The sequence below is a fragment of the Sulfitobacter donghicola DSW-25 = KCTC 12864 = JCM 14565 genome, from assembly GCF_000622405.1.
Classification (GTDB): Bacteria; Pseudomonadota; Alphaproteobacteria; order Rhodobacterales; family Rhodobacteraceae; genus Sulfitobacter; species Sulfitobacter donghicola.
This window is the reverse complement of record NZ_JASF01000005.1, coordinates 720,683-733,748: the sequence shown is the minus strand read 5'-3', so window position 1 is coordinate 733,748 and position 13,066 is coordinate 720,683. Positions and strand designations below refer to the sequence as shown.

The following is a 13,066-nucleotide window of genomic DNA, read 5'->3' as shown; positions in this document are numbered from 1 at the left end:
AAAATGGGCCAGCCGCCTTGAAAAGAGGGCCCAAACTAGCTGTCATCACCCGAGGCGGCGTGCAACGCTTCGATGTTTTTGACCGCGATGAATTTGCGGTCGCTAAAGTCGATTATCCCGTCCTTTTTCAAGGCGTTGAACTGTCGGCTGACGGTTTCCAAAGTGAGACCCAGAAAGTTTGCAATCTGGTCACGGGTCATGGAAAGCGGCAGTATCAAACTGTCCTGATCTTTCTCCATGTGGACACGGCGGGCCAGCATTTCAATGAAGGTCGCGATTTTTTCCCGCGCGGTCTTGCGCCCCAGCAGCAGCATCCAGTCGCGCGCGGCATCCAATTCGTCCAACGCCAATTCCATCAACCGCTGTGTCAGGTGGGGTGTGTCATTCACCAGCTTCTCAAACGGTTTGCGATCAAAACAACATAGCGTGACATCGGTGGTCGCTGTGACGTCAAACGCGATCTGCTTGCGCCCCGGCCTGCCCATAAAATCCGATGGTAGCAATAGGCCAACCATCTGGGTGCGCCCGTCTTCCAATGTCTTGGATAGGGCCGCAACACCGGTCACCACGGATGCAACATAGTCCAACGGTTCGCCCCGCCATAAGATGGATTCACCTGCCGAAAAGCTGCGGTAGCTCTTGATGTTTTCCAGCAATTGCAATTCGTCAGTATCACAATGCGCGCAAACCGCCCGATGGCGAATCGGGCAGTGGCTGCATTTGAAATCTCTGAGAATCGGAAGCGTCATTATATTGATCTGCATCAAAGTTAGTTCATTCAAAGCTTACTATAATGCGCCGCCTCAAAAGAATCGACCGCTTTCGGTGTCGCAGGCTCGAAACGCTGGGTAAACTCCAGGTTGAAGCGGATTGCCGCGATTTTGCGTCAACGTCTTTGAAATTCCCCAAACCGTCGCAATGCCCTGAAAGCGCCTGTTCGCGCGCGCGGGGATCGCCCTGTTCAGGGTCTTAGAAACAGCAATGTTAGGGCTACCAGTGGGGCGGATTACCCTATATGTTAACCTCTGAATTGTCTCTCTTAGGATTTGCAGCCCCATGTCCCAACCTGTCCAGCCCGTTATTGCCGTTGGTGGTGAAAACCTGATCGACACCATGCACAAAAAGAACTCCGCAGGGGAGGCTGAGGTAAGCTATAAGCTGGGCGGCTCACCCTATAACGTTGCTTTTGCGCTGGGCCGCCAAGGGCAGAACACCCATTACGTGACCCCCGTTTCAACGGATAAATACGGCCAGCAACTGGCCGAAAACCTGATCGCCGAAAACGTGGTCCTTGCAGGTGGTCGCAGGGATGAACCCACAACCGAAGCGGTTGTGACCCTCGAAGACGGCATTCCCCAATATGTTTTTCACCGCGATAACACCGCCGAACGCTGTGTAACGGCCGCAAGCCTTGCCGCCGCGATCAGCGATGAAATCACCCATTTTCAGGCTGGATCCCTCGCTTTTGCAGGCGTGCAGGACGGCGCCGCATGGGAGGCTGCGTTTGATGCGGCGAACGCGCGCGGCCTTACAACCTCCTTTGATCCCAACATCCGCAGCGCCTTGTTGGAAGATCCCGCCAGCTACCGCGAGCGCGTCTTGCGTCTGATAAAAACCACGACCATCCTAAAGATGAGCGATGAAGACCTTGAATGGATCTACCCTGATCTGTCTCAGGCAGAGGCCATGAAAACAGTGCTGGCAGAGACCAACGCCAGCTTGGTCGCGCTGACCAAAGGGCCAGATGGCGCCGAAGGCTGGACGCCAAATCACTACTGCGTTGTAGAAAATCCTGTGATCGAGACCTTTGTAGACACTGTCGGTGCTGGCGATACCTTCATGGCCACCTTGGTGGCGACCCTTGCTGACAACGGTTTGCTGAATAAATCGTCACTAGCCGAGTTGAATAAAGAACAGCTGCAAATGCTGTTGACCCGCGGCGTGCAGGCCGCCTGCCTGAACTGCGGCAAGGAAGGGTGCAACCCGCCCACCACCGCAGAAATCGATCAGGCCCTTAGTCGGGCCTAGAAATGTTTGGACGGGATGGGCCGAAACGGGGCTGGCCCATCGGCAAGGCAACGCCCAAATCAGGCTTTGGCCTGTTGCCTCGCTATGTTTATCGGGTAGCATAGCCGCCAAACCCAACAAACGATAAACGGGGCAGCAGTATGAACCTTTCACGACGCAATTTTGGCTTGGGCCTTGGCGCTCTTACCACGTTAACCGCCTGCGGGGGCGGCGCGACCTCCTCCAGCCGCAAAGCCGCACCTGCCGGACTTCCCGCTGATCTGCGCCCAACGCCCAACGCAGGCTATGACTCATGGGTCAGCAGCTTTCGCACCCGCGCGGCCTCGCGCGGTATCTCCCAATCCACGCTCAGCGCGGCCTTCCGCGGTACAGGCTATTTGCCAGGCTGTGTGAAACGCGACCGCAACCAGACCGAATTCAAACGCACGCTAGAGGATTACCTCGCGATTGCAGCCTCGGATGAACGCATCAGCAAAGGGCGCGCCGCCTTTGGCCGCCACCGCGCGACCTTGCAAACCCTCGAAGGCAAATACGGCGTTGATGCCGAAATCATCTGCGCGGTTTGGGGGCTGGAGAGCTTCTTTGGCGAACGGCGCGGCGATGTGCCGGTGATCTCGGCCACCTCGACCTTGGCCTATGATGGCCGCCGCGGCGCGTTTTTCGAAAAGCAATTGATCGCCGCGCTGAAAATCCTGCAAAACGGAGACATCACCCCCAGCCGCATGACCGGATCATGGGCAGGGGCGATGGGCCATACCCAGTTTATCCCAACCTCCTATCAGGCCTACGCCGTGGATTTCACAGGCGATGGGCGCCGCGATATCTGGTCTGATGACCCAACCGATGCGCTGGCCTCTACGGCCGCCTACCTCAAACGCAGCGGCTGGACCCGTGGTGTGAAATGGGGGGGCGAAGTAGGCAATGGCGCGCCAAGCGGGCGGATCATCCAGCCACAGGCAGGTGGCCCGCGTTTCGCGGTGACTGGCAACTTCCGTGCGATCAAACGCTATAATAACTCGGATGCCTACGCGATTGGCGTGGGCCATCTGGCCGACCGCATCGGCGGGGCAGGCCCCCTGCGCGCCAGCTTCCCACCAGATGCAAACGGTTTGATCAAAGATGAACGTATCGCCTTGCAAAAACGTCTAACCGCGAAAGGGTTCGATACGGGCGGCAGCGATGGCGTCATTGGCCCCAACAGCCAAAAAGCCATTCGCGCCTATCAGGCCAGCAAGGGCCTGCCTGTGACGGGTAAGCCCTCTCAGGAACTGCTGCGCCAACTCGGCTGAGCTGTATTCATATCTGCCTGTGGCTCGGCCTGTTCGGTCGGGCCATCGCTGTCATTCTAGGCGTGCTGGGGCTGGCCTGAAAAATGCGAAAAAAAATGAGTTTCCTCTGCCACGACGGCAGTGAAACCTTTCCCATTGTTTCCCGAATTGCCCCAATTCAACGCATCCGCCATAGGTGCGCACCATCAACATTTTCCTTATTTTCAAAGGCATGACGGTGGCAGCTTGAGATTTCACCCTTCAGTCATAGTTTCGCCTTGATTGGTGATTATCCTTCAATTTGAAACAATGATTTTAGGTTTTTCCGATGCGTATTCCAACTCTTCTCGTGTTACCCTTTGTGCTATCTGCTTGTGCCGCTGCGCCGCATACCAGTTCCAGCCGGTCTGACACCACGCGGTTGGGTTTCGCAGCAGAGCAACCAGCGGAAATAGATGCGCAAACCGCCGCTTTGACCGAGCTGTCCAGACGTATCGTCGTGCAAACCACCCTCAAAGGGGCAGGTGTCGGCGCGGCAATCGGTTGCGGCCTCGCGGTCGTTTCAGCAGGAAACGCAAAGAACTGTATCGCAGCCGCTGCGGCGGGCGCTGCTGGCGGTGCGGTTGTGGGGCATGTTGCGGGCAAGCGCAAAGTGAACCGCCGCGTTGAATCGATTTCACCCAGTGCCGTCGTGCGCACCCTGCGCAAGACAAACACCCAGATGTCCCTAGTCCAAAACACATTGCCCGCTCGCCTTGCCGCCCAAGAGGAAGCTCTCGCGCGGATTGATTTACAACGCGCCTCTGGGCAACTGTCTGCAAAAGCTTACGCACAGTCCCACGCAAGCATCATGGCCGAACGCCAATCAATAGCGGCAGCCCTGTTGGCGACGGAACGCAATGCAAACCATGCGGCCGCAAATATGCGCAATGCCCAGAATCAAGGCCAGACTGGTCTGGATTGGCACATTTCCAATGCTGACAAACTCGCAAGAGAAGCCAGCTCGGCGCGTTCCAGCATCAATTTGCTATAACATTATCTATAGGCCGCAGCGCTTAAACCCCCCTTCGGATGTGAATCGCGAGGAGGGCAATTCTCGCCAAGGCGCGTAAGTCGGGCTATCGTGGCGCGCTTGGGCATCCGACTCTACTGATGGGTGAAGGATGGTGCACTTGCGGAAGATTTCGTAGAACCCATTGACCCAAATGCTCTGCTTGAAAACCTAGAGGATTGGGAACGTTATTTACAGTCCGATCCTGAGGTTGCCCACAAGTTACGCTCTTTGGATAAGACAGCATATGACGAAGCACGTACCGCCACCAAAGGTCCTAAGTTGCGAGGCCCACGCCCATGAGCCGCCTCGCACCGTTTTCATTGCGGCTAACACCCAAGGAACGCTCTCAGCTTGAAGCCCAAGCTGGGGCGATGCCGCTGGCAACGTATATCAAGTCCGTGGTTTTTGCTGCTGAAGCTCCTAAATATCGGAAGCGGCGGAAACCACCTGTTGCGGAGCAACAGCTATTGGCTGAGGTTCTGGTACGCCTCGGGCAAACAAGGCAATCCAATAACCTCAATCAAATCGCAAAACATCTGAACCAAGGCACATTGATCGTCGATCCAGAATTGGAGGAAGACCTCAATCGGGCCGTTGCGGAAGTTGCATGGATCAGGGCGGCGATCATGGAAGCCTTGGGGGTGAAACAATGATCCTCAAAGGCTCCCAACGTTCTGGCGCGAAGGCACTAGCCGATCATTTGATGAATGATCGCGACAATGATCACGTCACCTGTTTGGATTTACGCGGGTTTTCAACCGACGAGCTTCATGGCGCGCTCGCGGAAATGCATGCGATCTCCAAAGCAACCCAGTGCAAGAAGTTCATGTTCTCATTGAGCCTCAATCCTCCACAGGATCACCTCGGGACAGAAGAAGAGTTTCTTGATGCCGCAGATCGCATTGAACAAGCACTGGGGCTGCACGCTCAACCTCGCGCTATCGTCGTGCATGAGAAGGAAAATCGCAGGCACGTCCACGTAGTGTGGAGCCGTATTGATGTGGATGATTTGAAAGCTATCCACTTGGGGCGATTTAAGCTGGCATTGCGTGACTTGTCGCGCGATTTGTTTCTGGATCATGGCTGGACGCTACCTGACGGGCTGGCAACCTACGGCAACAAATCACCCCTCAATTTCACACTCGAAGAATGGCAGGCTGCAAAACGTCAGGGGCTTGATCCACGCGAAATCAAACAGACGTTTCAGCAAGCATGGGAACGATGTGATAGTCAGCGTGGCTTAAAAAATGCTCTTGAAGATCGTGGCTACTTCCTCGCTCGTGGTGATCGGCGCGGGTTCGTTGCTTTGGATGTCGACGGCAATATTCATTCGATTGCAAAATGGACAGGTTTGAAAGTCAAAGACGTGAAGGCAAAACTTGGTTCGCCCGAAAATCTACCTTCTGTCGATGAAATGCAAACCAACATTCGCTCTAAGATTACGGACCAAATGCGCAGCTTTATCGGTGACATCAAAGATCGTCAACGCAATGACCTCGCCCCTCTGCGCGATAAACAGCGTGAAATGGCTCTGGCACATCGTGAAGAGCGGAAACAGCTCAAGCATGGTCAAGAACAGCGATGGGCTGAGGAAACCAAGGCACGATCTGATCGTCTCAACAAGGGCCTGCGAGGCCTATTTGATCGCCTGACAGGTGCCCACAAAGCTGTTCAAAAGCGCAATGAAATGGAGGCTATGGAAGCGGCCCGCCGAGATCAAAGGCAGCGTGACTTGTTGACCAAAGAGCAAATGAAAGAACGTAAGTCCCTGCAACGGGAAGTTCAGAAAATGCGTCGTAAGCATCAGGATGAACGGCGATTGCTCGCTGCAGATATTCGGCAGGCATTCAAGACCCGCAAGGCATCACCCCAACCCGTACGACGGCGGGAACGTGGTCTTGATCTGTCCCCATAGGCTTATCACAATCTGAGGCGCTTGTTCTCTTCGGGGACAGATGCAGTAGATATGGCTTGCTTCTAGCGCAACAACTGGGAAGCCTCGCTGCAACGTTGTCCGTCTTTCAATCGACGAAGCCCGCTATGCACATACCAAGCCTCAACAGGATTTCCCCGGATCACTATCTCTGAAAATACTGGACTGACGCTGTTAACCCGAGAGTTTGTAACTTGAACGCAATGTCCAAAATTTAGGACTCTGTTACCGTACAAGTTTTCTATCTTTGGCCGCGAGTAGTATCTGACACTGTCTTGATAAACGTAGTGCGTGTATTCAAAGTTTTCGGCATGTCGTGCCAATGTAGCCCTTTTGCGATCTTGAGAGGACTGTACTAGATGCCTATCAATATTGCTAAGGTTGGCTCCCAGAACACCAATCAATATCGTTGCAATCGCCACATATGCGATAGCTGCGGTATCCCTTTCTGTGGAAAGAGCAATAAGGTATGCGCCCATGCCGAGGATGGCTGCAACAATCGGCACAACAAACATTGCGATAAAAAATATCAGACCGTCTACGAAGCTCCACAAAAAAAATAGAAAAACAGCGGAAAGCAAGAGGGTGCAAAGCGTCCAATAATTCTGGGCGCTACTTCTGCGATCATTCATAACCAGTCTCCAAAAGGTTCTGGTAACCTGAGGACATCTAGCAATCAACTCCTCGAAGCCAATCACCCCTCCGAATCCGATATTGTTCATCACTTACCATCTACGCACCGCCACTAGCACCAAAAGTCAATAAGTGATAGAAAGGTATTGACCAAGCCTCTCAGGACACCCCCATGCCTCGCACTTTTGATTCACCAAGCATCGCAGCCAGTCTTTCAGATGGCAAAGTCCAAAAAGAACGATCTGGGATGGTCCTTCAATTCAGAAACACACCAGAACAAGTCGAGAGGCTGTGACCTGAGCCCCTAAAACTCCTCCAAATTTGTGTAGAGTCCGCCCAACAAAAGGACGGACAAATGAAGGCACGATTTACGGATGAACAGATCATTGCGATGATCAAGGAACAGGAAGCTGGCGAGAAGACCGCTGATGTATGTCGGCGGCATGGGATCAGCTCAGCGACGTTTTACAAATACAAATCAAAGTATGGCGGCATGGAACCGTCTGATGCGAAGCGTTTGCGGGCACTTGAGGATGAGAATGGCAAGCTGAAGAAGCTGCTAGCGGAGCAGATGCTGGACAACGCCATGCTGCGAGATATCAATTCAAAAAAGTGGTGACGCCTGCCTTGAAGCGGAAAGCTGTGGCGCACCTGATGGAACAACATCAGGTCAGCCAGCGGCGGGCGTGTGATGTTCTGCAAGTTGATCGGTCATCGGTTCGGTACCTATCGCGACGCAGCGATGATGCTGAACTAAGAGACGCTATCAAACGCGTTTCGAGAGAACGTCGACGGTTTGGGTGCCGCCGTGTCCATGTGATGATCGCGCGGGAGGGTTTCGAGGTGAACCACAAAAAGGTCAGGCGCATCTACCGCGAAGAGAAGCTGCAGGTGCGCCGCAGAGGCGGCAGAAAGCGCGCTTTGGGCACAAGGAAACCGATGGTACTGCCCGACGGTCCGAACCAACGCTGGAGCTTGGATTTCGTATCAGACGCGCTGACAGACGGACGTCGCTTCCGCATTCTTGCCGTCGTGGATGATTACAGTCGGGAGAACCTAGTGTTGGTCGCGGACACGTCTCTTTCAGGACATCGTGTCGTGCGTGAGCTGGGTAAGATCATCGCTGAACGCGGTATGCCGAAGACAATTGTGTCGGACAACGGCACCGAGTTCACCAGCATGGCGATCCTCAAATGGGTTCAGGATACAGGCATTGATTGGCATTACATCGCGCCTGGAAAGCCCCAGCAAAACGGCTTCGTCGAAAGCTTCAACGGTAAGCTGCGGGATGAATGCCTCAATGAAACGCTCTTCGGCACATTGCGCGAAGCCCGACAAACGCTGGAGGAATGGCAAGAAGACTATAACTGGCGCAGACCACATTCAGCTTTGGGCAACCTGACGCCCATGGAATTTTTGCAGAGAAAGACAATGGACAAAATGGCTGCCTAAGGCCAAAGATTTAACCCCAAGGACTCCGCGCCAAGCTGGAGGAGACTTGGGGCACAGGTCACTCTCCCTAAAGTTCCTCTCAAACCCTTGTAAAATATGGGAAAGTGGCGATGCGAACTTGCGCAGAATCGTCCTCAGATTGGGTTTTTCGAGTGGATTTTCGTACCATCGAATTGATGGAGCTAGAACACCCCAAATAGCATTGCCTTTCAAGGCTTTAGGTATGCTTTCAGTGGGTGGAAAAGTTAATGGTGCTGTGAGGGAGGATTGAACTCCCGCACTCAGCGACGTCCCGCAGGGATGCGCGTAAGTCGGGCTTACTATGGCATACCAACCTGTCGACTCTACCGATGGGTGAAGTATGGTGCTGTGAGGGAGGATTGAACTCCCGCACTCAGCGACGCCCAGTAGGGATGCGCGTAAGTCGGGCTTACTATGGCATATCAACCTGTCGACTCTACCGATGGGAGAAGGATGGTGCTGTGAGGGAGGATTGAACTCCCGCACTCAGCGTCTTCCCGCAGGGATGCGCGTAAGTCGGGCTTACTATGGCATACCAACCTGTCGACTATACCGATGGGAGAAGGATGGTGCTGTGAGGGAGGATTGAACTCCCGACCTCGTCATTACCAATGACGCGCTCTACCACTGAGCTACCACAGCATAGGGCGCTGATTAGCGGCAATTTCGCCGCCGCGCAACCCAAATTCGCGCCTAATCTGGACCCCGTGCGCAGGCTGGGTTAGATAAGCGTTATGGCAGACAAAGAACCCTCCCAAACGCCAGCCCAAAAGGCCAAGGCAGAAGAAGCAGCACGCAAGCAGGCGCGGCTGTCCCAAGCGTTAAAAGCCAACATGGCAAGGCGCAAAGGGCAGGCACGTGCGCGCAGTGCGGCACCTCAAGAGGGCTCACAAACAGGCAGCGCGCAGGGCGCGCAACAAAAGGAAACGTAAGGCATGGACGCAATTCTGGTACGTGGCGGTGGGCCGCTGAGTGGTTCTATCCCAATCGCAGGTGCAAAAAACGCATCACTGGCACTGATGCCCGCGACTCTCTTGAGCGAAGAGCCGCTGACCCTGATAAACGCGCCGCGCTTGTCCGATATTCGCACAATGACGCAGCTGTTGCAGTCTTTGGGCGCTGAAATCACCACCTTGCAAGAGGGGCGCGTGATCTCGATGTCGTGCCACGGCGACATTAATACACGCGCCGAATATGACATCGTGCGCAAAATGCGCGCCTCGAACCTCGTGCTTGGCCCCCTTCTGGCGCGCGAAGGCTATGCCGAAGTGTCACTGCCTGGTGGCTGCGCAATCGGTGCGCGCCCGATGGACATCCACACAGACGGCCTAGAGAAAATGGGCGCCTCCATCGACCTGCGCGATGGCTATCTTTATGCAAAAGCCGCTGGTGGCCGCCTCAAAGGCGCTGTGATCGACTTCCCGTTCGCTTCAGTTGGGGCCACGGAAAACATCATGATGGCCGCAACGCTGGCCAAAGGCACAACCGTCATCAATAACGCCGCGCGCGAGCCTGAAATCGTTGACCTCGCCGACTGTCTGCGCCGTATGGGCGCCCAGATCGAAGGTGACGGCACGCCGAGCATCACCATTCAGGGCGTTGATCGCCTTGGCGCGGCGACGCATCCCGTAGTCACCGACCGGATTGAGCTGGGCACCTATATGCTGGCCCCCGCGATCTGCGGTGGCGAGGTCGAGCTGCTGGGCGGCCGCATCGACCTGATCGGCGCCTTCTGTGAAAAACTGGACCTCGCAGGCATCGACGTGACCGAGACTGAGAAGGGTCTCAAAGTGAAACGCCGCGGCGACCGCGTAAAAGCCGTTGACGTCACAACCGAACCTTTCCCGGGCTTCCCTACCGATCTTCAGGCCCAGATGATGGCGCTGCTCTGCACCGCCGAAGGGACATCGACCCTCGAAGAGAAAATCTTTGAAAACCGCTTTATGCACGCGCCGGAATTGATCCGCATGGGCGCAAAAGTAGACGTGCACGGCGGTAAGGCCATCGTGACAGGCGTCGATAAACTCAAAGGTGCGCCCGTAATGGCAACCGATCTGCGCGCCTCTGTTTCGCTGATCCTTGCGGGTATGGCGGCCGAGGGCGAAACCAAAGTGTCGCGCGTCTACCACCTTGATCGCGGATACGAACACGTTGTGGCCAAACTGCGCGGTGTTGGTGCCGATATCGAACGGATCAAAGACGAATGAGCAACGACGCACGTTTTGAAGACGGCGGTGAATCCCCTCTGAACCTCGGCGCATTGGACGCCGAGGATCTTTCCGTGATCTCGTCGCTGGTGCAGGACGCCGTTTTTCCCGCCTCGGAAATGAGCTGGCACAAGGGCGAGGGGCGTTTTGCGCTGCTCCTCAACCGAATGCGGTGGGAAGATGAAGGCGCGGCACGTCACGCGCCTGAACGCGTTCAATCGGTGTTGATGTTTGCCAATGTTCAGGGCGTTGCCTCCCAAGGCGTGCCAAAAGGGGATGCTGACACGGTGCTTTCCGTGTTGCACATCGGGTTTGAAGAAACCGACGCGCCGTCTGGCCATGTCATCCTGACCCTTGCAGGGGATGGCGCGATCCGGCTGAGTGTCGAGGCGCTGGATGTGTCCCTCAAAGACGTCACGCGCCCCTATGTTGCGCCCTCCAAAAAGCGCCCCCATCACCCCGACTAAAGAACCAAGGCAGGCCAGCCCCTCTTGAGGCCTGCCCAAAACCCCGCTACCTGCTGTCCTCAACACAGGAGACAGCCTAATGCCCGTATTTCTTGACGCCACCTCACCAGATTTCGAGCAATCCTTTACCGCACTGCTAAACGCAAAACGCGAAGACAGCCCTGATGTAGATGCAACCGTGGCTGACATCATCGCAGATGTGCGCAAACGCGGTGACGCGGCAGTGATCGAGCTGACCAATAAATTCGACCGCGTTTCCCTAACGCCAGACACCCTGCGCATCACCGACGCAGAAATCGAAACCGCCTGTACCCAAGTCAGCGCCGAAGACCGCGCCGCGCTTGAACTCGCCGCTGAGCGCATCCGCGCCTATCACGCGCGCCAGCTGCCAAAGGATGAGCAATGGACAGACGAGTCAGGTGCGACCCTTGGCTGGCGCTGGGGCGCTGTATCGGCTGCGGGTCTCTATGTTCCGGGTGGGTTGGCTAGCTACCCCAGCTCGGTTCTGATGAACGCAATCCCCGCAAAGGTTGCAGGTGTTGGCCGTCTTGCCATGGTTGTGCCTGCACCTGATAACGTGCTGAATCCACTTGTTTTGCTGGCCGCGCGGCTTTCTGGCGTGGACGAAGTGTACCGCATCGGCGGCGCCCAAGCGGTTGCCGCGCTGGCCTATGGCACCGATACCATCGCCCCCGTGGATAAAATCACAGGCCCCGGGAACGCCTTTGTCGCCGCCGCCAAACGCCGAGTGTTCGGCAAGGTCGGCATCGACATGATCGCAGGCCCCTCCGAAATCCTTGTTGTTGCCGATGCGGATAACGATGCCGATTGGATCGCGCTTGATCTATTGTCTCAGGCCGAGCACGACGAAAGCGCGCAATCCATCCTCATAACCACCGACGCCGCCTTTGGCCGCTCAGTGGCTGAGGCCGTCGAAAAGCGCCTCGAAACGCTAGAGCGTGCCCATATCGCAGGCCCTTCATGGCGCGACTTTGGCGCGGTGATCACCGTGCCAGACCTCGCCACTGCTGCCGCACTGACTGACCGCATCGCGCCCGAGCACCTCGAACTCTGCGTGGCAGATCCCCACGCGCTATCCGACCAAATCAACCACGCAGGCGCAATCTTTTTGGGGCAATGGACACCAGAGGCCATTGGCGATTACGTCGGCGGCCCAAACCACGTCCTGCCAACAGCCCGTTCCGCGCGGTTCTCGTCCGGCCTGTCGGTTCTGGATTTCATGAAACGCACAACCCTGTCGCATATGTCACCCCAAGCACTGCGCGCCATCGGCCCCGCAGCCGAACGGCTGGCCTCATCCGAAAGCCTAGAGGCGCACGGCCTGTCCGTCACCGCCCGCCTGCGCAAGCTGAACGATTAACGCGGTGAAAATCGGGGGGAGGCACGCACGCCTCTGCCCCCCTTGCTGCGCTGGTGCGCTGTGCGGCGAACGCCGCCCGATTGCCCCCGATTGCATCCTAGGGTAAGACAGGCCAGCAACCCTACCGTCCGGAGCCGTGCCATGACGCACATCACAAATATCACCATCGATGATGCCAACCTGCCAGCCCCCACGCCGGAGATCGAACAAGAGCGCCGCGTGGCCATGTTTGACCTGCTCGAGGATAACTCGTTTGTGCTGCCCAAACGCGACGAACGCCCGATCCCGAACGGCCCCTACCATCTGGGCCTGTCCATCCGTGACAAGCGGCTGGTATTTGATGTGAACACAGAAACAGATGAAAAAGCAGCAGAATTCCACCTTTCGCTGGGGCCATTCCGGCAGGTCGTAAAGGATTATTTCCAAATCTGCGAAAGCTATTTCGACGCTGTGAAAAAACTACCACCAGCCCAGATCGAAACCATAGATATGGCCCGCAGAGGCATTCATATGGAAGGCAGCCGCGTGCTTCAGGAACGTCTGGAAGGCAAAGCCGAGATCGACATCGATACCGCGCGCCGCCTCTTTACGCTCATCTGCGTCTTGCATTTCGGAGGCTAAG

The 13,066-nt window shown here is 56.0% G+C and carries 13 protein-coding genes and 1 tRNA gene; 11 read left to right on the top strand and 3 right to left on the bottom strand.

What is annotated here, in order from left to right; translation table 11 throughout:
- Positions 1–35 precede the first annotated feature (35 nt).
- A complete protein-coding gene (fnrL, locus tag Z948_RS0104610; RefSeq protein ID WP_037952628.1) occupies positions 36–749 on the bottom strand; it encodes a transcriptional regulator FnrL in 714 nt (237 codons plus the stop codon).
- A 307-nt stretch (positions 750–1,056) separates the two neighbouring features.
- Between fnrL and Z948_RS0104600 the strand changes: the two genes are divergently transcribed.
- From Z948_RS0104600 to Z948_RS0104575, 5 genes are all read left to right on the top strand, one after another.
- Positions 1,057–2,028 (top strand): PfkB family carbohydrate kinase, encoded by a 972-nt coding sequence (locus Z948_RS0104600; protein WP_025058400.1) that lies wholly within the window; start codon positions 1,057–1,059, stop codon positions 2,026–2,028.
- A gap of 140 nt (positions 2,029–2,168) precedes the next feature.
- Positions 2,169–3,317 (top strand): lytic murein transglycosylase, encoded by a 1,149-nt coding sequence (locus tag Z948_RS0104595; protein ID WP_025058399.1) that lies wholly within the window; start codon positions 2,169–2,171, stop codon positions 3,315–3,317.
- A gap of 307 nt (positions 3,318–3,624) precedes the next feature.
- The gene (locus Z948_RS19110; protein ID WP_025058398.1) at positions 3,625–4,329 is read left to right on the top strand and encodes a hypothetical protein; all 705 of its coding nucleotides are present in this window, start codon (positions 3,625–3,627) and stop codon (positions 4,327–4,329) included.
- Positions 4,330–4,646: 317 nt separating this feature from the next.
- Positions 4,647–5,003: a plasmid mobilization relaxosome protein MobC gene (gene mobC / locus Z948_RS0104580; protein ID WP_025058397.1), complete on the top strand. Its 357-nt coding sequence runs from the start codon at positions 4,647–4,649 to the stop codon at positions 5,001–5,003.
- On the top strand, positions 5,000–6,265 hold the full coding sequence (locus Z948_RS0104575; RefSeq protein WP_025058396.1) for a relaxase/mobilization nuclease domain-containing protein: 1,266 nt from the start codon (positions 5,000–5,002) through the stop codon (positions 6,263–6,265). The genes mobC and Z948_RS0104575 overlap by 4 nt, the downstream gene beginning before the upstream one ends.
- Positions 6,266–6,327: 62 nt before the next feature.
- Here Z948_RS0104575 and Z948_RS0104570 read toward each other — a convergent pair whose 3' ends face one another.
- Entirely contained in the window at positions 6,328–6,915 is a 588-nt protein-coding gene (locus Z948_RS0104570) for a hypothetical protein (RefSeq protein WP_156023551.1), read from the bottom strand.
- A gap of 356 nt (positions 6,916–7,271) precedes the next feature.
- Between Z948_RS0104570 and Z948_RS0104560 the strand changes: the two genes are divergently transcribed.
- Positions 7,272–8,368 (top strand): IS3 family transposase gene (locus Z948_RS0104560; RefSeq protein WP_156026492.1). Its coding sequence is split into 2 segments (ribosomal slippage): positions 7,272–7,518 and positions 7,518–8,368, totalling 1,098 coding nucleotides; the frame shifts between segments, so codons are not numbered across the junction.
- A 588-nt stretch (positions 8,369–8,956) separates the two neighbouring features.
- Here the strand turns inward: Z948_RS0104560 and Z948_RS0104555 are convergent.
- Positions 8,957–9,031 (bottom strand) — tRNA-Thr (locus Z948_RS0104555).
- Between the two features lie 92 nt (positions 9,032–9,123).
- On the opposite strand from Z948_RS0104555, the gene Z948_RS0104550 reads away from it, so the two are divergent.
- The 5 genes from Z948_RS0104550 to Z948_RS0104530 all read left to right on the top strand — a co-directional run bounded on the left by Z948_RS0104550 (position 9,124) and on the right by Z948_RS0104530 (position 13,065).
- Positions 9,124–9,321 carry a hypothetical protein gene (locus tag Z948_RS0104550; protein WP_025058392.1) on the top strand — a complete coding sequence of 66 codons (198 nt, stop codon included), beginning with the start codon at positions 9,124–9,126 and terminating at the stop codon, positions 9,319–9,321.
- 3 nt (positions 9,322–9,324) lie between these two features.
- Complete coding sequence (murA, locus tag Z948_RS0104545; RefSeq protein ID WP_025058391.1) at positions 9,325–10,596, top strand: UDP-N-acetylglucosamine 1-carboxyvinyltransferase; 1,272 nt, start codon at positions 9,325–9,327, stop codon at positions 10,594–10,596.
- Positions 10,593–11,063: a DUF2948 family protein gene (locus tag Z948_RS0104540; RefSeq protein WP_025058390.1), complete on the top strand. Its 471-nt coding sequence runs from the start codon at positions 10,593–10,595 to the stop codon at positions 11,061–11,063. Before murA ends, Z948_RS0104540 begins: the two co-directional genes overlap by 4 nt.
- 79 nt (positions 11,064–11,142) lie before the next feature.
- Positions 11,143–12,444, top strand: a complete 1,302-nt coding sequence (hisD, locus tag Z948_RS0104535; RefSeq protein ID WP_025058389.1) for a histidinol dehydrogenase — start codon at positions 11,143–11,145, stop codon at positions 12,442–12,444.
- A gap of 141 nt (positions 12,445–12,585) precedes the next feature.
- Complete coding sequence (locus tag Z948_RS0104530; protein WP_025058388.1) at positions 12,586–13,065, top strand: UPF0262 family protein; 480 nt, start codon at positions 12,586–12,588, stop codon at positions 13,063–13,065.
- Position 13,066 lies beyond the last annotated feature (1 nt).

Excerpts from the sequence above, each read along its gene's own strand:
- fnrL (WP_037952628.1), bottom strand. The coding sequence starts at position 749 with ATGACGCTTCCGATTCTCAGAGATTTCAAATGCAGCCACTGCCCGATT.
- Z948_RS0104600 (WP_025058400.1), top strand. The coding sequence starts at position 1,057 with ATGTCCCAACCTGTCCAGCCCGTTATTGCCGTTGGTGGTGAAAACCTG.
- Z948_RS0104595 (WP_025058399.1), top strand. The coding sequence starts at position 2,169 with ATGAACCTTTCACGACGCAATTTTGGCTTGGGCCTTGGCGCTCTTACC.
- Z948_RS19110 (WP_025058398.1), top strand. The coding sequence starts at position 3,625 with ATGCGTATTCCAACTCTTCTCGTGTTACCCTTTGTGCTATCTGCTTGT.
- mobC (WP_025058397.1), top strand. The coding sequence starts at position 4,647 with ATGAGCCGCCTCGCACCGTTTTCATTGCGGCTAACACCCAAGGAACGC.
- Z948_RS0104575 (WP_025058396.1), top strand. The coding sequence starts at position 5,000 with ATGATCCTCAAAGGCTCCCAACGTTCTGGCGCGAAGGCACTAGCCGAT.
- Z948_RS0104570 (WP_156023551.1), bottom strand. The coding sequence starts at position 6,915 with ATGAATGATCGCAGAAGTAGCGCCCAGAATTATTGGACGCTTTGCACC.
- Z948_RS0104550 (WP_025058392.1), top strand. The coding sequence starts at position 9,124 with ATGGCAGACAAAGAACCCTCCCAAACGCCAGCCCAAAAGGCCAAGGCA.
- murA (WP_025058391.1), top strand. The coding sequence starts at position 9,325 with ATGGACGCAATTCTGGTACGTGGCGGTGGGCCGCTGAGTGGTTCTATC.
- Z948_RS0104540 (WP_025058390.1), top strand. The coding sequence starts at position 10,593 with ATGAGCAACGACGCACGTTTTGAAGACGGCGGTGAATCCCCTCTGAAC.
- hisD (WP_025058389.1), top strand. The coding sequence starts at position 11,143 with ATGCCCGTATTTCTTGACGCCACCTCACCAGATTTCGAGCAATCCTTT.
- Z948_RS0104530 (WP_025058388.1), top strand. The coding sequence starts at position 12,586 with ATGACGCACATCACAAATATCACCATCGATGATGCCAACCTGCCAGCC.